This is a genomic window from Salinicola sp. V024 (assembly GCF_052645315.1).
Genome location: NZ_JBQXYB010000005.1, coordinates 174,419 through 194,491 on the forward strand (window position 1 = coordinate 174,419; position 20,073 = coordinate 194,491).

12 protein-coding genes are annotated in these 20,073 nt (G+C 62.4%); 5 read left to right on the forward strand and 7 right to left on the reverse strand.

All coding sequences use genetic code 11. From position 1 onward, the window contains the following. Positions 1-229 precede the first annotated feature (229 nt). Positions 230-2,608, forward strand: coding sequence for a phosphoenolpyruvate synthase (gene ppsA, locus ACUN9V_RS10145; protein ID WP_445511289.1), 2,379 nt, complete (start codon positions 230-232; stop codon positions 2,606-2,608). A 104-nt stretch (positions 2,609-2,712) separates the two neighbouring features. On the opposite strand, the gene ACUN9V_RS10150 is transcribed toward ppsA, so the two are convergent. The 3 genes from ACUN9V_RS10150 to acnB all read right to left on the reverse strand — a co-directional run bounded on the left by ACUN9V_RS10150 (position 2,713) and on the right by acnB (position 8,261). Then, the gene (locus tag ACUN9V_RS10150; RefSeq protein ID WP_445511290.1) at positions 2,713-4,527 is read right to left on the reverse strand and encodes a glycerophosphodiester phosphodiesterase family protein; all 1,815 of its coding nucleotides are present in this window, start codon (positions 4,525-4,527) and stop codon (positions 2,713-2,715) included. Positions 4,528-4,767: 240 nt separating this feature from the next. Then, positions 4,768-5,388, reverse strand: coding sequence for a porin family protein (locus tag ACUN9V_RS10155; protein ID WP_083627760.1), 621 nt, complete (start codon positions 5,386-5,388; stop codon positions 4,768-4,770). 269 nt (positions 5,389-5,657) lie between these two features. Beyond that, entirely contained in the window at positions 5,658-8,261 is a 2,604-nt protein-coding gene (gene acnB, locus ACUN9V_RS10160; RefSeq protein WP_445511291.1) for a bifunctional aconitate hydratase 2/2-methylisocitrate dehydratase, read from the reverse strand. 490 nt (positions 8,262-8,751) lie between these two features. On the opposite strand from acnB, the gene ACUN9V_RS10165 reads away from it, so the two are divergent. After that, positions 8,752-9,411 (forward strand): tRNA-(ms[2]io[6]A)-hydroxylase, encoded by a 660-nt coding sequence (locus ACUN9V_RS10165; protein ID WP_445511292.1) that lies wholly within the window; start codon positions 8,752-8,754, stop codon positions 9,409-9,411. Positions 9,412-9,553: 142 nt separating this feature from the next. Further along, the gene (locus ACUN9V_RS10170; protein ID WP_445511293.1) at positions 9,554-13,453 is read left to right on the forward strand and encodes an AAA family ATPase; all 3,900 of its coding nucleotides are present in this window, start codon (positions 9,554-9,556) and stop codon (positions 13,451-13,453) included. Positions 13,454-13,568: 115 nt separating this feature from the next. On the opposite strand, the gene ACUN9V_RS10175 is transcribed toward ACUN9V_RS10170, so the two are convergent. Together ACUN9V_RS10175 and ACUN9V_RS10180 are read right to left on the reverse strand one after the other, a co-directional pair. Beyond that, positions 13,569-14,291 (reverse strand): UDP-2,3-diacylglucosamine diphosphatase, encoded by a 723-nt coding sequence (locus tag ACUN9V_RS10175; protein ID WP_075562042.1) that lies wholly within the window; start codon positions 14,289-14,291, stop codon positions 13,569-13,571. 46 nt (positions 14,292-14,337) lie between these two features. After that, positions 14,338-14,832, reverse strand: coding sequence for a peptidylprolyl isomerase (locus ACUN9V_RS10180; protein WP_445511294.1), 495 nt, complete (start codon positions 14,830-14,832; stop codon positions 14,338-14,340). Positions 14,833-15,028: 196 nt separating this feature from the next. Here ACUN9V_RS10180 and ACUN9V_RS10185 point away from each other — a divergent pair, with 196 nt between their 5' ends. Together ACUN9V_RS10185 and cysS are read left to right on the forward strand one after the other, a co-directional pair. Beyond that, positions 15,029-16,771 carry a glutamine--tRNA ligase/YqeY domain fusion protein gene (locus ACUN9V_RS10185; protein WP_083627761.1) on the forward strand — a complete coding sequence of 581 codons (1,743 nt, stop codon included), beginning with the start codon at positions 15,029-15,031 and terminating at the stop codon, positions 16,769-16,771. A 21-nt stretch (positions 16,772-16,792) separates the two neighbouring features. After that, the gene (gene cysS / locus ACUN9V_RS10190) at positions 16,793-18,184 is read left to right on the forward strand and encodes a cysteine--tRNA ligase (RefSeq protein WP_445511342.1); all 1,392 of its coding nucleotides are present in this window, start codon (positions 16,793-16,795) and stop codon (positions 18,182-18,184) included. Between the two features lie 77 nt (positions 18,185-18,261). Here cysS and mtnN read toward each other — a convergent pair whose 3' ends face one another. Together mtnN and folD are read right to left on the reverse strand one after the other, a co-directional pair. Further along, positions 18,262-18,966 carry a 5'-methylthioadenosine/S-adenosylhomocysteine nucleosidase gene (mtnN, locus tag ACUN9V_RS10195; protein WP_075562045.1) on the reverse strand — a complete coding sequence of 235 codons (705 nt, stop codon included), beginning with the start codon at positions 18,964-18,966 and terminating at the stop codon, positions 18,262-18,264. A 154-nt stretch (positions 18,967-19,120) separates the two neighbouring features. Continuing rightward, positions 19,121-19,978 (reverse strand): bifunctional methylenetetrahydrofolate dehydrogenase/methenyltetrahydrofolate cyclohydrolase FolD, encoded by an 858-nt coding sequence (gene folD / locus ACUN9V_RS10200; RefSeq protein WP_445511295.1) that lies wholly within the window; start codon positions 19,976-19,978, stop codon positions 19,121-19,123. Positions 19,979-20,073: the final 95 nt, after the last annotated feature.

Here is a 20,073-nt window from a genome sequence, read left to right on the forward strand (position 1 = left end):
CAACTCGTTGCCGTCGAGCGACGGCGACTACAGGAAACCTGAAAATCCCCGAATTCCTGTAGAAATACTCCAAACTCTACGCCCTTAAACTTCTGGCTAAGCCTATGGCCGCCTGTTAGCTTCTGGCTCCATCAAGGTGCAGCGGAACGCGCCATGTTCAATGAGCCATGTTCAATAAGCCATGTTCGATAGACGGCGATGAACGGCGGCCAGCCGAGACGACCAGGAGATGACTTTGGAACCCTTCATCATCACTTTCGAGCAATTGGGAATGTCTGACGTCGAGCGCGTCGGGGGCAAGAACGCCTCACTCGGAGAGATGATCTCCAACCTGGCGGACGCTGGCGTTACCGTGCCGGGCGGCTTTGCCACCACGGCCCATGCCTATCGCGAGTTTCTCGCCCATGATGGGTTGAACGATCGAATCAATGCCGAGCTTTCCCGGCTTGACGTCGACGACACCGAGATGCTGGCCAAGGTGGGCGAGAAAGTTCGCCAATGGGTGATCGACACGCCGCTGCCGCCGGCTTTCGAACAGGCGCTGGCCGATGCCTATCAGACGTTGCAGGCCAAGCATCCCCAGCTCAAGGTAGCGGTTCGGTCGTCGGCCACCGCCGAAGATCTGCCCGACGCCTCGTTCGCCGGTCAGCAGGAAACTTTTCTCAACATCGACGGCTTCGACAACGTTAAACGCGCGGTTCATGAAGTCTTCGCCTCGTTGTTCAATGATCGTGCCATCTCCTATCGTGTGCACCGCGGCTACGCCCACGAGAACGTCGCGCTCTCCGCCGGCGTCCAGAAGATGGTGCGCTCCGAGACGGCGGCGGCCGGCGTGATGTTCACGCTGGACACCGAGTCCGGCTATCGCGATGCGGTATTCGTCACCGGCGCCTGGGGTCTGGGCGAGACGGTGGTGCAGGGCGCGGTCAATCCTGACGAGTTCTACGTCCACAAGCCGACGCTTGCCGCCGGTCGGCCGGCCGTATTGCGGCGTACGCTGGGATCCAAGCGGCTCAAGATGGTCTATACGGACGATACGGCTGCGGGTCGATCGGTCAAGACCGTCGATGTCGCGCATGCGGATCGCCAGCGTTTCTGCCTCAGCGATGACGATGTCATGGAGCTGGCGCGCCAGGCGGTGACCATCGAGCAGCATTACGGTCGTCCGATGGATATCGAGTGGGCTCGGGACGGTGACGACGGCAAGCTTTATATCGTTCAGGCGCGGCCGGAAACGGTGGTATCCAATCAGCAGGTGGGTACGCTGGAACGGTTCACGCTCAAGAGCAAGAGCCGCGTGCTGGTCGAAGGCCGTGCCATCGGTCAACGCATCGGCCAGGGCAAGGTCAAGTTGGTGGGGTCGCCGGAAGAGATGCACAAGGTGCAGCCCGGCGACGTGCTGGTGACCGACATGACCGATCCCGACTGGGAGCCGATCATGAAGCGCGCATCCGCTATCGTGACCAATCGCGGTGGCCGCACCTGCCACGCGGCGATCATCGCCCGCGAATTGGGTATTCCGGCAGTGGTCGGCTGTGGTGATGCCACCGAGTTGCTGCAAGACGATGTCGAGGTGACGGTATCCTGCGCCGAGGGCGATACCGGCCACGTCTATCAGGGCAAGCTCGAGTACGATTGCCAGACCACCAGCGTCGATGGCATGCCGGAGATTCCGTTCAAGATCATGATGAACGTGGGTAACCCGGACCGGGCATTCGCTTTCGCGGGGCTGCCCAACGAAGGTATCGGGCTGGCGCGGCTCGAGTTCATCATCAATCGCATGATCGGGGTTCACCCGCGGGCGCTGATGGATTACGACAAGCTCTCCAGCGATCTGCAGCAGACCATCGATTTGCGTATCGCGGGGTATGCCGATCCGGTCAGCTTCTATGTCGATCGCCTGGTCGAGGGGATTTCGACGCTGGCGGCGGCGTTCTATCCCAAGCGCGTGATCGTGCGACTGTCCGATTTCAAATCCAACGAATACGAGAACCTGATCGGCGGCAAGCTCTACGAGCCGGGCGAAGAGAATCCGATGCTGGGGTTCCGAGGCGCATCGCGTTATATCTCGGATGACTTCCGGGCCTGCTTCGAGCTGGAGTGCCGGGCGTTGAAGCGCGTTCGCGACGAGATGGGGCTGAAAAACGTCGAGATCATGGTGCCGTTCGTGCGCACGCCCGCCGAGGGCAAGGCGGTGGTCGATCTGCTCGAGGCCAACGGGCTCAAGCGCGGCGAGGATGGACTGAAGATCATCATGATGTGCGAGCTGCCCTCCAACGCGCTGCTGGCGGATGAGTTTCTCGAGCATTTCGACGGCTTTTCCATCGGCTCCAACGACCTGACCCAGTTGACGCTGGGTCTGGACCGCGATTCCGCGATCATTGCGCACCTGTTCGACGAGCGGGACCCGGCGGTCAAGAAGCTGCTGTCGATGGCGATTCAGGCCTGCAAGGCGCAGGGCAAGTACGTGGGCATCTGCGGTCAGGGACCGTCGGACCATCCGGAGCTGGCCAAGTGGCTGATGGAGCAGGGGATCGACTCCGTCTCCCTGAATCCGGATGCGGTGCTCGAAACGTGGTTCATGCTGGCGGGCGAAACGCTGGGCTGAGTTCGGCGGCGGAATCATCGAGCCGGCGCGATATCCTCGCGCCGGCTTTTTTTGGGTGCGGATATGCCAAGCTGACCGCCGGTCAGGCAGCGAGCCGCTTCGCCTCAGGACCGTAGCCAGTTGCGCAGTTTCACCAGCAGCAGTTCGCCATCCGACATCTCGCGTCGCTCCGCGAGGATGCTGGTCAGCGCCTCGGGCCGATCGGTAATGATGTTGTCGACACCCATGTCGATATAGCGTGACATGTCGCCGATGCCGTTGACGGTCCATACCGCGACACTTCGGCCGGTGCCGTGGATGGTCCGTAACAGGCTCGGTGTCGCCTGGGTGTGGCGCAGGCCGATGATGTCGGCATCGGTGGTATTGAGCGCGCCGGGGAGCACGAACTGCATGAACAGCGTGGTGCGCATATCGGAGTCGATCGCTTTGATCCTGTCGATGATGTCCGGCGAAAGCGAAGCGATGACGGCATGCTCGCTCATATGGCTGGCCTTCAACTGCGCAATGACCGTGCGCGTCAGTTCCTCGGCGTTGCCGTGGGCAGGCTTGAGCTCGACGTAGAGACCGATGCGGCCCTGGGCGTTGTCGAGCACCTGCTGAAAGGTGGGGATGCGTTCGCCGATGAAGGCGTCGCCGAAGTAGGAGCCCACATCGACCCGTTCGATCTCCTCGAGCGTCATGTCGCTGATGTTGCGATCGACCCCGGTCAGCCGACTCAGATTGTTGTCGTGCGAGACCACCACCTGACCATCGCTGCTCAGACGCACATCCAGCTCGAGATAGTCCGCTCCGTCGGCGATGGCCTGATTCATCGATGCCATCGTGTTTTCCGGTGCCACCAGCGAGCTGCCGCGATGCGCGGTGATGGTGACGTGATCGTTGATCTCGAACCCGTGCAGTATCCAGCCCGCCTGGCCCAGGGCAAACACCAGCAGCAGGATCTCTGCGCCCCAGGCGATGACCCCGGTGCGCCGCGGCGTGGAAGACTGACGGAATACCGTCGCTCGACCGGTAGCGCGATGGTAAAGCGTGATCACCAGCATGCTGTTGGCGGCGATGCCCAGAAAGGTGAGGGCGATCGTGGCGACGATATAGAACGCCAAGTAGGCCAGCATCGCGGGGACCAGCACGCTGTTGCGTTCGGGCAGGTTGCCGAGCAGGATGCCGCCCAGGGTATTGAACCCGACGCTGAAGACGATCGGAATGGCAGCCACGACCAGAGCGATGCCGACGACCATCAGCGCCATCCGTAGACGCCGTCCCTGGGTCAGTTCACGGCTGCGGCGCAGCGCGGCAATCGGCTTGAGGCCGTCGAGCATCATGGCGGGCAGTGCCAGAAACCAGCGGAAGTAGAGCTTGGCGCTGAGCAGCACCAGGACCAGAAAGATGGGGGCGGCGACGGCCAGGAATTCCCACAGCACCGGTGGCTTGAGATGAATCAGGATGTAGGGTTCGATATCGCCGAGCATGGCGCCGTACAAATGGGCCAGGCCGATGGCGAACGGTGCCGCGAGCAACAGATGGCTGCCGACCTGCAGAAACGTCAGTGTCACCAGCGCCGGAAAGCGTCTTAGCACGTGCCATAGCGAACCCATCGCCACCCGGTAGCGGTTGCCGGCCTGACTCGAGACGACCAGCATCATGCCGGCCTGCTGCAGGAAGATCACCAGAAAGCTGAGCACGATTGCCGTCAGCAGCCAGATCAAGCCCCAGGGGGAAAGCGCCACGTCCGCGATCTGGTTATTGCTGAGTACCGGACGACCGATGCGCTGAAGCAGGCCGGAGAGCGTGTTGGCCGATAGCGGCACCCAGACTGCCGATGCCAGCAACGTGAAGAAGAGATGGAAAACGACCAGAGAGCGTAGATGGGCGCGGATCTGGCGGGCGATGTCTTGAATCAGCGAGCGAGGAGCTAACATGGCGTCGAGGCGGCGTTCCTTCCTGGATCGAGTGGGCTCGGCGATGATGGCGGCGAGAAAGCTTGTGTCTGTAATGTTGTCGTCAAACCGTTATCAGTTTTGTCGTCAAACCCTCATCTTTGCAAGTTCAGCCGCCGACAGTCGAAAAGGTCGCCCAAGGGCGACCGGAAGACGACATGAATGGAATGGCGATAATGCGCTCTTAGACGTTTCGGAGCTTGCGTTCAGGGCAAGCGACGCTCAGAACATCCAGCCGACAGAAGCGGTGAAAGAGTCGATCTGGTAATCGCTGTCGAAGTCGTAGCGCTCGTATTCGGCGCGGACCAGCAGCGGACGGAAGTTGAGCTGAGCGCCCGCCCCATAGACGGGGTCGATGCCGTCATTGTCGTCCATATGGGCCGAGGCACTGTCGAGATGACCGGTGACATCGGTTTTCCATTTGGCCATGCCAGCCTTGGCGAAGAGTTCGAGCCAGTCGGTCACCGGCAGCTTGCCGACGAGACTCAGGCCATAGGCATGACTTTCGAGATCGGCGCTCGATCCATCATTGCCCTCGAGCCGGGTCTTGCCGAGATCGGCGTAGAAGGCCTCGGTGGCGAAATACCGGTTGTACTCGTAGCCGACGAACGCCTTGTAGACATTGTCATCATCGTCGTCGATATCGAAGTCGTCGCTACCGGATTCGATGAAGTCGCCGACATCGCCGTCATCATTCTTCAGCGAGCTGAAGCCGGTTCCCACGCCGAGATAAAGGCCGTCGGCATTGGCCGCCTGCGCCGTGGGCGCGACCAGAAGCAGCGGTGCTGCCAGAAACATGGGGCAGAGGGCGGCCGGCAAAGCCAGCCAGGCTTGGATCTTCATCGTTGATCTCCTGATTCGAGTCCGGGTGGACTTCCCGGAACCGTGTCCTTTCGTGTCGCCACGATGGCAGACGCAGCCGTGAGAATAATGAACAGCGTTTGACTATTCAACGAGACTCGCGTCGGTTCGTGAAGCAAAACAGCGTCCGAGTCGATGTCCGAGCCCCTCGCTGGATGATGGCCGGCAGAACCTGCATAAAAAAAACGCCCCGCATTGGCGGGGCGTTTCGGTGACCTCTTCATGAAGCTGCGAGCATCGGAAGAGTCGTATCAGGCTTCCTGGGCGGCCGGAATGATCGTTGCGGCCGCTTTCTGGAAATCCTCTATCTCATGGAAGTTCATGTAGCGGTAGATTTCTCCCGCCATGGCATTGAACTCGCCCATGGTAGCTTTGTATTCCTCGACCGTGGGCAGGCGGCCTTCTACGGCAGCGATCGCCGCGAGCTCTGCCGAAGCCAGATAGACGTCGGCGCCGTCGCCCAGACGGTTGGGGAAGTTACGTGTGGAAGTGGACACCACGGTCGATTTCGGCGCCACGCGGGCCTGGTTGCCCATGCATAAGGAGCAGCCAGGCATTTCCATGCGCGCGCCAGCCTTGCCGTAGATACCGTAGTACCCTTCCTCGGTCAACTGATGTTGATCCATCTTGGTCGGCGGTGCAAGCCACAGGCGCGTTTTCAGGCTACCGGCGGGCTGCTTCTCGAGCAATTTACCGGCGGCGCGGAAGTGGCCGATGTTGGTCATGCAGGAGCCGATAAACACTTCGTCGATCTTCTGGCCGGCGACGTCGGAGAGCAGACGAGCATCATCCGGGTCGTTGGGGGCGCACAGCACCGGCTGGTCGATTTCGGCCAGATCGATTTCGATGATGGTGGCGTATTCGGCATCGGCGTCTGCGCGCATCAGACTCGGGTTTGCCAGCCAGGCTTCCATCGCTTCGATGCGGCGCTCCAGCGTGCGGCGATCGCCGTAGCCGGCGCTGATCATCCACTTCAGCAGCGTGACGTTGGAGTTCAGGTACTCGGTGACGCGCTCTTCGCCCAGCGTGATGGTACAGCCGGCGGCGCTACGCTCGGCGGAGGCGTCGGAAAGCTCGAACGCCTGCTCGGCGGTGAGATCCTCGAGGCCCTCGATCTCCAGAATGCGACCGGAGAAGATATTCTTCTTGCCGGACTTGGCGACCGTCAGGTGGCCCTGCTGAATCGCGTAGTAGGGAATCGCGTGGACCAGATCGCGCAGGGTGATGCCGGGCTGGCGCTCGCCCTTGAAGCGCACCAGCACGGATTCCGGCATGTCCAGCGGCATGACGCCGGTGGCGGCGGCGAACGCAACCAGACCCGAACCCGCCGGGAACGAGATGCCCATGGGGAAGCGGGTGTGGGAGTCGCCGCCGGTGCCGACCGTGTCCGGCAGCAGCATGCGATTGAGCCAGGAGTGGATGATGCCGTCGCCCGGACGCAGCGAGACGCCACCACGATTCATGATGAAGTCGGGCAGCGTGTGGTGGGTCTCGACGTCGACCGGCTTGGGGTAGGCGGCGGTGTGGCAGAACGACTGCATCACCAGGTCGGCCTGGAAGCCGAGGCACGCCAGATCCTTGAGCTCGTCGCGGGTCATCGGCCCGGTGGTGTCCTGGGAGCCGACGGTGGTCATCTTTGGCTCGCAGTACATGCCGGGGCGCACGCCATTCATGCCGCAGGCCTTGCCGACCATCTTCTGAGCCAGGGTGAAGCCTTTGCCGGTATCGACCGGCTGCTCCGGCAGGCGGAAGATGTCTGATGCCGGCAGACCGAGTTCGTTGCGCGCTTTTTCGGTGAGACCGCGACCGATGATCAGCGGAATACGGCCGCCGGCCCGCACTTCATCGAGGATGACCTGAGTCTTGAGTTCGAAGGTGGAAACCACTTCGGCACTGTCGTGACGAGTCACCTTGCCTTCATAGGGATAAACGTCGATGACGTCGCCCATGTCCAGCTGCTCGACGTCCATCTCGATCGGCAGGGCGCCGGCGTCTTCCATGGTGTTGAAGAAGATCGGGGCGATCTTGCCGCCGAAGCAGAAGCCGCCGGCACGCTTGTTGGGCACGTAGGGAATGTCGTCACCGAAGAACCACAGCACCGAGTTGGTGGCGGACTTGCGCGACGAGCCCGTGCCGACCACGTCACCGACGTAGGCGACCGGAAAGCCCTTGGCCTTGACCGCCTCGATCTGCGTCATGGGGCCCTTGGCGCCGGCGACTTCGGGCTCGATGCCGTCGCGCGGATTCTTGAGCATGGCGTTGGCGTGCAGCGGAATGTCGGGGCGCGACCAGGCATCCGGTGCCGGCGAGAGATCGTCGGTATTGGTTTCGCCCGGCACCTTGAACACCGCGATGCTGATCTTCTCGGGCAGAGCCGGCTTGGCCAGGAACCACTCGGCCTCGGCCCAGGATTCCAGCACGCTCTGCGCCACGGCGTGGCCATTTTTGGCGCGCTCCGCGACATCGTGAAAGGCATCGAACATCAACAGGGTGTGCTTGAGCTGCTCCCCGGCTTCCTGGGCCAACTCATTGTCATCGAGCAGTTCGACCAGCGTGGCGATGTTGTAGCCACCCTGCATGGTGCCCAGCAGCTTGACCGCGTGAATCTTGTCGATCAGCGGGGAATTCGCCTCGCCCTTGACGATGGCGGTAAGGAACCCGGCCTTGACGTAGGCGGCCTCGTCGACGCCCGGCGGCACGCGGTCGGTAATCAGTTCGAGCAGAAACGCTTCTTCGCCGGCCGGGGGCTGCTTCAACAGCTCGATCAGTTGGGCGGCCATTTCGGCATTCAACGGTTTCGGTGGCACGCCTTCCAGGGCGCGCTCCTCGACATGTTGGCGGTAAGCTTCAAGCACGGGGAGATCCTCATCGAGTGTTGGAGCCCGCATGAGCGATACGGTACAGGCGCCACTACATGGTCACCTGCTGGTCGGCCATCAGTCGGCGGAGACAGTTCGGTTGCCATGAGCGGGTTCGGCTGCCATGGATCGGCTGCGGTGGGCGCCGCGGAGTCTACGACAAACTGTCGACAATGTTAAGGAGCGGCGACTTGAAGCGCTTTATTCCTCCGAGTAAATGACACCAATGTCTTAAAATTGGGTATCGCAGTCTGTCAGGGCAGGCGCTACCATGACGGTGATTCGTCGAGTCCACTGTGATTCAACGCATTGGGCCAGGCATCGGAGCGGCCGAGTAAGCTGCCGTCATGACGCCAGTGGCGGTGTCCTTTTTCACGGCATTTCGCGTTCTCGACGGATCGCTTCCTCGGCGTCAGTCGTAATGACTCTCGACGTCTCTTGTACCCACTCTCCAGTCGATCGACTACCCGTCGACCGCTGAACGTCAATGACTATCGGACGAATGACTGCCAATACCGAAACCGTGACCGACGACCTGTTGCCTGCCGAACTGCTGGCATTTTTGCCCTGCGATACACCGCAGCGCTGGATAGAGGCGGCGCTGGAGAATCCAGCGCTGTTGCTGATCGATCACGCGCAATGTGAGAAGAAGGCCGCGTCGACGGCGATGAGTCTGATGTTTCGTTATGTCGACCGCCCCGAGCTGCTGACCAAGATGTCGCAGCTGGCGCGGGAGGAGCTGCTTCATTTCGAACAGGTGGTCGGCTTGATGCAGGAGCGCGGCATCGACTATTCGCATATCCCGGCCTCTCGTTACGCTGAAGGGTTGCGAGAGCACGTGGCCCGCGAAGAGCCGCAGCGCTTGATCGACATCCTGATCGTCGGCGCCTTCATCGAGGCCCGCTCGTGTGAACGCTTCGTCCGTCTGATTCCCCATCTCGACGAGCCGCTGGCCAGATTCTATCGCTCCCTGGTGCGTTCGGAAGGCCGGCACTTCGAAGATTATCTCGGTCTGGCCGAACGCTATGCCGGCAAGGCCTTCGTCGCGGAACGCGTTGCCCGGTTCGCGGCCCATGAACAGGCGCTGATCCAGGGTGAAGATGCCATGTTTCGCTTCCATAGCGGTGTACCCGCCCCGACGGAATGAGCGTTCGACGCCGATCACTCTGGCCGTTGTGATCGATAGCTGCCGTGATCGATAGCTGCCGTGATCAAAAAAAGCCGTCGAAACGGGGCGCTTCGTCGATAAGCCACTGGCGATTCCAACTTCCATCGGATAACGGATCACAATGAACCCAAGTCGAGCCACAACAACAATCGCGCTCTTCGGACATTTCAGTTATCAGCGCAACGCGCAGAGCCTGACGCAATTCAGTTACGACAAGGTCAAGGCCTTGCTGGTCTATCTGCTGCTGCAGGAAACCCCTGTCAGTCGTGCCGCGCTGGCGGAAATGCTGTGGCCGGACCAGGGCGTCAAATCGGGACGGACCAATCTTCGCCACGCCTTGCACTGTCTGCGTCATAGTCTCGGTGATCTCGCCGAGGCTTCGTTGTCCGTTACCCGTCAGACGATTACCTTCGAGCTGCCGCTCGCGGTCTCCTGGGATCTGCGGGAGGCCGAGCGCCTATTGCAACGACCGCCCACCGTCGAAACGTTAGAGCAACTGCTCGACCACTACCGCGGCGATCTGCTGGCGGAGCTGCATCTGGGTCAGTGCGTCGCCTTCCAGCAATGGCTGGTGCGCACTCGGGGCGAATGGCGTCAGCGCCTGATCGAATACGCCGAGCGTGTGCTCGAGACATCAGCAGCACTGCCGGAGGCGCTGCTGCGCACACTGATTCATCGAATTCCCGACTACGGTCCCTTTCACGAGCGGCTAGTACGACAACTGGCCGAACACGGCCAGTTCGCCGCGGCACGTGAGCAGTTCAACGCCTTTCTTCAGCACCTGGCCCTGTCCGGGCAGCAGCCCGAGCCCGGCTTTCTGCAACTGGCGCGGTTCTGGTCCGAGGTGCCCGCTCGGGGGTTGGGCGGCGACTGGCCGAATCCGGCGGGCGGGTCCACCCCTACGGGTGGCCAGCAGGGCGTCTACGGCTACGCGGCGGATGACATCGACTACCGTCAGATCACCGTCATGGCGATCGCGCTACGCCCCGAAGAAGCCGGCAACGATCTCGGCCGGGCGCTGGCTTGCCTGAAAGCACAACAGCAACTGTTTGCCTGGCTGGAAACCCAGTGTCGCCATCTTGGCGGTTTCTGGCAGGCCGCCGTGGGCAGCGGCATTGGGCTCGCCTGCTTTGGGACCCATGGCCCGACCCACCAGTTGGCGGAGCTAGTCGCGCTGTTCGAGCACTGTCGTCAAGGGTTGTCGCATGAGCTCGAGAACGTGTGGGACGGTGGCGAACCGCCCCCGCGTTTCACGTTGACGGCCGGGTTGGATAGCGGGCGGGTGATCTGGCTGCCTGAACGCCAGTCGATCGACCCCTTCGGTGACGTCACTCAGGTGGCGCTGGCGATGATGGCTGCCGCTCAGCGCAGCGAGCTGGTCATCTCGCTCAACGCCAGCCAGCATCTGCCGCCGGCGTTCGATCTTCAGTCCCGGCTGGCGCCTCGCCTGATCAGTAGCGACGGCCGGGTTCAGCGTCGCGGACTGGTGCTCACCGCGGGCGGCGCGGGGCGCGACACGCTGCCGCCCAATCTGCTGGGACGCGAGGGAGAGCTACGCCAGCTGCGCGACGCCCTGGCTCGGGTGTCGCTGGGGCTTCGTCAGAGTGTGCTGGTACTGGGCGATACGGGTATCGGCAAGTCCGCGCTGATGATCCATTTTCGCGAGTACCTGCAGCACGAAGATGCGGCGGTGTTCTGGCGGCCCACCACCCGGCTTTCCAGCCAGACTTCCTACGGACTGATTCAGTCATTGCTGAGGTGGCATCTCGAGCAGGAGCCGAGTCGTGAAGTCCTGGAAACCCTGATCGATCGCACCCGAACGCTCGACAAGATCGGTGGCGAGCGCCGCCAGCTCTTGATCGACGTGCTGGGGCGCGAGCCGCTGGCTCGCGAGGACGCCGACGAGGCGGTGGAGCTGGTCACGCAGCTGATCCAGGCGGTGATTCTCGAGATGACTGCCTCCCGGCGCCCGCTGGTGATCATCGTCGACGATCTGCAGTGGCTCGATGAACCATCGCTCAAGGTGATACAGAACCTCCAGGCCAGGCTGCCGATTCATACCGCGTCGCTGCTGGTTGCCTCGCATCAGAACCGGGAGGTGCCTTCGGTCAGGTTGAACTGGGATCAACAGGTGGTGCTGGGGCGTCTCGATACACGCCAGTCCTCGGACATGCTGGATTATCTGGGCCGAAAACATCGTCTCAAGCTGAATCCTCGCTTACGCCAGCAGCTGATCGAGCGCTGCGAAGGCGTTCCGCTCTACCTGCAGGAGCTCTGCCGGCGACTCGAGATCGATCGGCGCGAAGGACGCCGACTGGACGTAGCCAGTTTGCCCAGCGGCCTGCTGGGGTTGCTGGCGAGCCGGATCGATCAGTTGCAGGGCAGTCGTCAGGTGGCGCACATGGCGGCGACGTTCGGGCGACAGTTCGAGGCCGGCATGCTGCGCGAATGCCTCGAAACCGATGACACCGCGCTCAAGGTGGCAATCGAGCAGATGCGACGATTGGAGATCATCGAGCCCTGCGAGACCTACCCCTACGATTTCCAGTTCACCCATCCCTTGCTGCAGGAAGCCGCCTATCTCTCCTGTCCACAGGATGTGCGTATCGTGCTGCACCAGCGGGTCGTCGAGCTGATCGAGTCCCGCTACCCCGCCTGGATCAGCCGTCATCCCGGTGATTTCGCCGAACATCTGCGGCGCAGCGGGGATGCGCCCCGAGCCGCCCGCTACTTCGAGATGGCGGCGAGAGGCGCGCTCAAGGTCAGTGCCAATCGCACCGCCCTGAAGATGGCGGAATCGGGTCTCGACTGTCTGGGAACTGCCGACGGCGCCGAGCGTCAGGTCAGCTTGCTGACGGTGAAAGGGCAGGCCTGCTATGCGCTGGAGGGGCACGGTTCACCGACGGCGCACGAGAGCTTCCTGCAGGCGCAGAAGCTCTGGCAGGGCTCGCCCCTCGACGAAGAGGAGGCGAACGATCAGGCATTTCTGGTGACCTGGGGGCTATGGGTCGGGGCCAGCCAGCGCCACGCCAACCAGGAAGCGGAGTCACTGGCGCTGCAGCTGCGCGACCTGGCGCAGCGCATCGACGACGCCCGGTATCACCGTCTGGCACTGTACGCTCGCGCCCACGGGGAATACTGGAGCGGCCAGGTCGCGCTCGCCTACGAGCATCTCGATCAGATCGATCCGCTCAATCGGCCGATGGTGCTGGAATGGCTGCCGTACTCCGATCATCCGCAGGTGGCGGCGGCCTGCTATCAGAGCTGGGCCCTGTGTCTGCGCGGCGATTACCGTCGTGCCGAACAGCAGATGGAAGCCGCCATTCGACTCGCCGAATCCGTGCGTCATCCCGGCTCGCTGGCGATGGCGCTGATCTTCGCCGCCTCGCTCTATCGCCAACTGGGCCACGTCCATCTGGCGATAGAACGCGGGCGCCGCGCCCATGAAATGACCCGCACCGCCGATCTCCAGCGCTGGCACTGGGAGGCCGAATGCGTGCTGGGATGGGGTCAGTCGTTGGCAGGGGAGGCGCAGGGCTTTCGGCGAATCGAAGATAGCGTGCGTCAGCTCAGTGAGCTGACCGGTCGCGAGCCTTGTCAGCGCCCCTTCCTCTGGTACGGCGATGCCTGCCTGGCTCTCAACGATGTGGCGCGTGCAGTGGCCTATCTCGAGCCCTGTCTGCGTCAGGCGAGATCACGGCGTTCCCTGATGATGCCGCAGATATCGCTGCAGATGGCTCGCGCCAAGCATCGCATGGGCGACGAGATTTCAGAGGTGGCCGCGCTGATCGAGGAAGCGAGGAGCTGGGCCATCGATGCCGGCAGCCCTCACATGGAGTTGAAAAGTCTCGAGATGTGGCTTTCCCTGGTCGATCCGGCAGATACCGACAAGCGGCATGCGTTGCGCTACCGGCTGGGAGAAGTGGCGCTGTCCGATGCGCCGGTGCTGACCCGCTGGCGGACACTGCTGGACAATGTCAGCGCCACGGCTCGTCAACCGGACTATCAGTTCTCGTCTTGACGTTTGGCAGGGCCCCGCTGCAGAAACCGCAGGCTGCAGCGCCTGGTCACAGGCCGCAGTGACAAAAGCGCCCGGTTTCGAGCCGGGCGCTTTTTTACCATCGATGTAAGCGCGATCAGATCGCGAACGACTCGAGCGTCAGCGTGTCGTCTTCCACTCTCAGCTGCCAGCCCTGGCCGGGGCGCCAGTCGCCCAGCACATAGCGTGTGGCCGGCTCGCCGTCGACGCTGAGGTCGTGCACTGCCGGGCGATGGGTGTGGCCGTGAATCATGATCTTCACGTCGTGACGCTGCATGAGCTCCACGACGGCCTCGGGGGTGACATCCATGATGTCTTCGGCCTTGTTGGTATTGGCCTCGCCGGACTGTTCCCGCAACTTGCCGGCCAGCGCCAGCCGCTCCTCGACCGGCATCGCCAGAATCTGTGCCTGCCAGGCCGGGTTGCGGGCCTGTTGGCGAAAGGCCATATAGGCTTCGTCGCGAGTGCACAGACTGTCGCCGTGCAGCAATACAACGCGTTGACCGGCCAATTCGACCACCGCGGGATCTTCCAGCAGGGCGCAGCCGCTGTCGGCGGCAAACGCTTCGCCGATCAGGAAATCCCGGTTGCCATGCATGAACGCCAGGCGGGTGCCCGACGCCGAGCAGGCTTTGAGCTCGGCGATGATCTGCTGCTCGAAATCGCCACGATAATCATCGCCGATCCAGGCCTCGAACAGGTCGCCGAGGATGGTCAGCGATGACGCCTCTCGCGCCGGACCGCGTAGATAGTCGATGAAACCCTTGGCGATATCCGGCTGCGAAGGATGAAGATGGAGATCGGCGATCAGCAGTTGCATACGGCGATTCATTCCTGTCGGTGGTCGGCTGGCTTCGGATGAGCGGTCAGGATTTGACTTCGGCACGTTCGATGACGACGTCATCCGCAGGAACATCGCTGTGCATGCCGCGACGCCCGGTGGCGATCTGGCGGATATTGTCGACCACGTCCATGCCATCGACGACCCGACCGAAAACGCAGTAACCCCAACCTTGCACGCTCTTGTCTCGGTGGTTGAGGAAATCGTTGTCGCCCACGTTGATGAAGAACTGGGCGCTGGCGGAGTGCGGATCCTGCGTCCGGGCCATGGCCACCGTGCCTTTCTGGTTGGTCAGGCCGTTATCGGCTTCGTTGTCGATCGTGGCGCGAGTGGGCTTCTGCTCGAAGTCCGTATCGAAGCCGCCACCCTGAACCATGAAGCCATCGATCACGCGATGGAACAGCGTGCCGTCGTAGTGGCCTTCCTTGACGTACTGTTCGAAGTTGGCAGCGGTCTTGGGAGCCTTGTCGAAATCGAGTTCGAGCGTGATGGCGCCGTGATTGGTATGCAAAACGATCATCGAAAATCCTGAGCGATTCGAGCGAGGGAAAGGTGGCGGCCGGCTTGCCGCCGGCTGCGCGCGTCACGCTATAATAGCGGTTTTGGGGCGGCGGGAGAAACCGCTGTCCGCGCGTGTTAACCTGCCGTTAAAAGGGTGGCGCCTAAAGGGCGCACCGTTGGCTGAACATTCGAATTAAAGAGGTTGCCTGCATTCCATGAGCGTCGAAAGCCACACGAACGCCAAGCGCGACGACGGCGGTGCCGAAAGCCATAACGCCGGTGCAGAGAACCAGCACGAGGCGCCGAACTTCCTGCGTAACCAGATTCGAAGCGAGATCGAATCGGGGCAGGCCACCACGATCGTGACTCGCTTTCCGCCGGAGCCCAACGGGTACCTGCACATTGGTCATGCCAAGTCGATCTGGGTCAATTTCGGTCTGGCGGAGCAATTCGGTGGCCGCTGCCACCTACGTTTCGACGACACCAACCCGGCCAAGGAAGAGCAGGCGTATATCGACGCCATCCAGGAAGACATTCACTGGCTCGGCTACCAGTGGAGCGGGGCGGTGCGTTTCGCTTCCGACTACTTCGATCAGCTCTACGCCTGGGCTCAGCATCTGGTTCGCGAAGGCAAGGCCTACGTCGATGATCTGTCGCCGGACGAGATCCGCGAGTATCGCGGCACGCTGACCGAGCCGGGTCGGCCGAGCCCCTATCGCGATCGCGGCGTCGACGAGAACCTCGATCTGCTCGAACGCATGCGGCTGGGCGAATTCGGCGAAGGGACCAAGGTGTTGCGCGCCAGGATCGATATGGCGGCGCCCAACATCAATCTGCGCGACCCGATTCTCTATCGTATTCGTCATGCCGAGCACCATCAGACCGGTGACGCCTGGAAGATCTATCCTTCCTATGACTTCACCCACGGCCAGTCCGATGCCATCGAAGGCATCACGCATTCGTTGTGCACACTTGAGTTCGAGGATCACCGTCCGCTGTACGAATGGTTCCTGGCCCAGCTGCCGGTGCCGGCCAAGCCTCGCCAGACCGAATTCGCGCGTATGAACGTCAACTATACGGTGACCTCCAAGCGCAAGCTCAAGCTGCTGGTCGATCAGAACGTGGTCGACGGATGGGACGATCCGCGCATGCCGACGATCTCCGGACTGCGTCGCCGGGGTTACACGCCGGCGTCGCTACGCAAGTTCTGCGACATGACCGGCGTCAGCCGGGCCGCGAACGTGGTCGATATCGCGATGCTGCATTTCGCCATCCGCTCGGATCTCGAGGACAACGCCCCGCGAGCGATGTGCGTGCTCAATCCGCTGAAAGTGGTGTTGACCAATGTGACGGCGGATCATCATGAGGTCTTCGAAGTGCCGGGACATCCGGCGCGCGAGGACATGGGCACCCGCCGGATGCCACTGACCCGAGAAATCTGGATCGATCGCGACGATTTCATGGAGGAGCCGCCGAAGAAGTTCTTCCGTCTGGCGCCGGGCAAGGAAGTTCGCCTGCGCAACGGTTATGTCATCCGCTGCGATGAGGTGGTCAAGGGCGAGGATGGCGACATCGAGACCCTCTACTGCAGCGTCGACTTCGATACGCTGGGCAAGAACCCGGAAGGGCGCAAGGTCAAGGGCGTCATTCACTGGGTCAGCGCCGAATACGGTGTGCCAGTGGAAGTGCGGCTCTATGACAACCTGTTCCTGGACGAAGCGCCGGATCGCGACAAGGACGCCGATTTCCTCGAGCACCTCAATCCCGAATCCCTGGTGACGGTGGAAGGCATCGCCGAACCCTCTTTGGCAGACGCCGAGCCCGAGGCACGCTACCAGTTCGAGCGCGTGGGCTACTTCTGTGCCGATCGCCACGCCTGTCGTGATGGCAGGCTGGTATTCAACCGCACGGTGGGGCTCAAGGATAGCTGGGCCAAGATTCAGAAGAAGCAGGGCTGAGGTAACGAGAGCATGAGCGCGCTGGAAATCTACAACACGCTGACGCGGCGCAAGTCGACGCTGGAACCGATCGAGCCCGGCAAGGTGCGGATGTACGTCTGCGGGATGACGGTCTACGACTACTGCCATCTGGGGCACGCCCGCGTCATGGTGGCGTTCGACGTGATCACACGCTGGCTGCGTCAGACGGGACTGGACGTGACCTATGTTCGCAATATCACCGATATCGACGACAAGATCCTCAAGCGCGCCGAGGAGAATGGCGAGTCGATCTCGGCGCTGACCGAGCGAATGATTGCGGCCATGCACGAGGACGAGGCGCGCCTGGGCGTGTTGCGCCCGGATGCGGAGCCACGGGCTACCGGGCATATCGAGGAGATCGTGGCGATGATCGAGCGCCTGATCGCCAGCGGCTATGCCTACGCTGCGGCCAACGGCGACGTCTACTACCGTGTCCGCCGGTTTGCCGGCTACGGCAAGCTCAACAATCGTAACCTTGACGACATGCGAGCGGGCGCTCGTGTCGACGTCGACGAGCACAAGGAAGATCCGCTCGACTTTGTGCTATGGAAAGCCGCCAAGCCGGGGGAGGCCAGCTGGTCGTCACCCTGGGGCGAAGGGCGCCCCGGCTGGCACATCGAGTGCTCGGCGATGTCGACCTGCTGTCTCGGCGACACTTTCGACATTCATGGTGGCGGGCCGGATCTGACCTTTCCCCACCACGAAAACGAGATCGCCCAGAGCGAGGCGGCGACCGGCAAGCCCTACGTCAATGTCTGGATGCACGCCGGTGCGGTGCGCGTGAATCACGAGAAGATGTCCAAATCGCTGGGTAATTTCTTCACCATTCGTGAAGTGCTGGAGGTTCACGACCCGGAGGTGGTGCGCTACCTGCTGGTCGCGAGCCACTATCGCAGCCCGATCAACTATGCGCCGGAGTCGCTGAGCGAGGCGCGCAAGTCGCTGGAGCGCTTCTACCACGCACTCGACGGTGTCGAGCTGGTTCACGGTGATGTCGAGGGCATCTACGCCGAACGTTTCTCGGCGGCGATGAGCGATGATTTCAATACACCGGAAGCGCTGTCGGTGCTCTTCGATCTGGCGCGCGAGATCAATCGGCTACGCGATGTCGAACCCAGGCACGCCGGTGCGCTGGGGCAGGAGTTGAAGCGTCTGGCGAGCGTGCTGGGTCTTCTCGAACGCGAGCCGGCCGAATTTCTCAAGGCCGGTGCCGGCGCGCTTCCGTTGGGCGCGGACGAGATCGAAGCACAGATAGCGGCGAGAGCGGCTGCCAAGAGCGGCCGCGATTTCGCGGAAGCCGATCGGATTCGCGACGAGCTGGCGGCGCTGGGCATCGTGCTCAAGGATTCCCGCGATGGGACTCGCTGGAGTTTCGAGTCTCCCCCGGCCTGAACGGCACCGGAACCTTATGAACCGACGAACCCCGCCAATCGGCGGGGTTCGTCGTTTTGACACGTATTGGGCTGGAGTTACTTCCCGGCCAGGCGGGCGATGATGGCGTCGACCATTGCGGCAGAATGCGCGGCCGCCTTTTCCAGAAACGCCTCGAACGAGAGTTCGGAGTGCTTGCCGGCGATATCGGAAAGCGCGCGGATGACCACGAACGGGCAGTCGAAAATGTGGCAGGTCTGGGCGATAGCGGCCGCTTCCATCTCGACGGCAAGCATCTGCGGGAAGTGCGCGCGGGCGGCATCGACACGTGCCGGGTCCGCCATGAAGCTGTCGCCGGTGCAGATCAGCCCCTCGTGGACGCGTAGATCGCCAAGTCCTTCGATGCAGGCGCGGGCGGTCTCGATCAGGCCGGGATCGGCGGCAAAGCCTGCCGGCATGCCGGGGACCTGACCCATGTCGTAGCCGAATGCCGTGACGTCGACGTCGTGATGGCGGACTTCGCTGGAGATGACCACGTCGCCGACTTCCATGGCGGCGCCGAAGCCGCCCGCGGAACCGGTATTGATGATGGCGTCCGGGCGATAGTGGGTCATCAATTGCGTCGTGCCGACCGCGGCATTGACCTTGCCGATTCCCGATTGCAGCAGCACGATTCGAAGCCCATGGCGCTCCCCGCAGTGAAAGGTGCCGCCGGGATGATGCTCGACGCGGGCGTCGGTCAGCTGGGACGCCAGCTGGGTCACTTCCTGCTCCATGGCGCCGATGATACCGAGAGTCTGCATGCGATAGTCCGTTAAAGAAGTTCGTTGGAAAAGTCTGCCGAGAGAGCCGGTTGAAAGAGCCCGTTGAAAGCGCTATCTGAGAGGGGGCAAGGGGGGCGAACGCCAGCGAACCCGTTCGGGCCCGCGGCGCTGTCCGAACCCTCGCTGCCAGACGCTACTGGGCGTCGTGAAGCTCGGCCGCCTGCAGCGTGTTCTGGAGTAGCGTGGCCACGGTCATCGGGCCGACGCCACCGGGCACGGGTGTGATCCAGCTGGCGCGCTCGGAGGCAGTGGCGAAGTCGACATCGCCGACGAGAGTTCCATCCTGCTGGCGATTGATGCCCACGTCGATCACGATGGCGCCGGGCTTGATCCAGTTGCCGTCGATCAATCCCGGCTTGCCGGTGGCGACGACCAGCAGATCGGCCTGACGCACTTTCTGCTCCAACCCTTGGGTGAAGCGGTGGCAGATCGTCGTGGTACAGCCGGCCAGCAGCAGCTCCAGCGCCATGGGGCGGCCAACGATGTTGGACGCGCCGACGATGGTGGCATCGAGACCGCGCAGCGGAATCTGGCTTTGCTCCAGCAGCGTGATGATGCCCTTGGGCGTACACGGGCGTAGCAGCGGCAGTCGCTGCGCCAGGCGCCCCAGGTTATAGGGATGGAAACCGTCGACGTCCTTGTCCGGGCGAATGCGCTCGAGCAACGGGTTGGCGTCGAGATGTTCGGGCAAGGGCAGTTGCAGCAGGATGCCATCGACATTCCGATCGTCGTTCAAGCTATCGATCAGCGTTTCCAGTTCCGCCTGGGTCGTAGTGTTCTCGAGCCGATGGCTGTACGAGAGGATGCCGGCATTCTCGCAGGCGCGATGCTTGTGGCTGACGTAGACCTCGGAGGCGGGATCGTGACCTACCAGAATGACGGCCAGCCCCGGCTGACGCAGCCCCTGTTGGGTTCGATGCTCCACGTCGGCTTTTACCTGACTGCGGATAGCGCCGGCAATGCCCCTGCCATCGATCAACTGAGCGGTCATCGACTTTCCTTTCTGAGTCTGAAGGTGCTGACGGTGGCCAGCGAAAGAGGGCGATTTTCTCATGCCCAGCGACGTAGTCAACGCGCCGTGAATGC

Bases quoted from the DNA above. Each gene is read 5' to 3' on its own strand.
- ppsA (WP_445511289.1), top strand. From the start codon at position 230: ATGACTTTGGAACCCTTCATCATCACTTTCGAGCAATTGGGAATGTCT.
- ACUN9V_RS10150 (WP_445511290.1), bottom strand. From the start codon at position 4,527: ATGTTAGCTCCTCGCTCGCTGATTCAAGACATCGCCCGCCAGATCCGC.
- ACUN9V_RS10155 (WP_083627760.1), bottom strand. From the start codon at position 5,388: ATGAAGATCCAAGCCTGGCTGGCTTTGCCGGCCGCCCTCTGCCCCATG.
- ACUN9V_RS10165 (WP_445511292.1), top strand. From the start codon at position 8,752: ATGACTATCGGACGAATGACTGCCAATACCGAAACCGTGACCGACGAC.
- ACUN9V_RS10170 (WP_445511293.1), top strand. From the start codon at position 9,554: ATGAACCCAAGTCGAGCCACAACAACAATCGCGCTCTTCGGACATTTC.
- ACUN9V_RS10175 (WP_075562042.1), bottom strand. From the start codon at position 14,291: ATGCAACTGCTGATCGCCGATCTCCATCTTCATCCTTCGCAGCCGGAT.
- ACUN9V_RS10180 (WP_445511294.1), bottom strand. From the start codon at position 14,832: ATGATCGTTTTGCATACCAATCACGGCGCCATCACGCTCGAACTCGAT.
- ACUN9V_RS10185 (WP_083627761.1), top strand. From the start codon at position 15,029: ATGAGCGTCGAAAGCCACACGAACGCCAAGCGCGACGACGGCGGTGCC.
- mtnN (WP_075562045.1), bottom strand. From the start codon at position 18,966: ATGCAGACTCTCGGTATCATCGGCGCCATGGAGCAGGAAGTGACCCAG.
- folD (WP_445511295.1), bottom strand. From the start codon at position 19,978: ATGACCGCTCAGTTGATCGATGGCAGGGGCATTGCCGGCGCTATCCGC.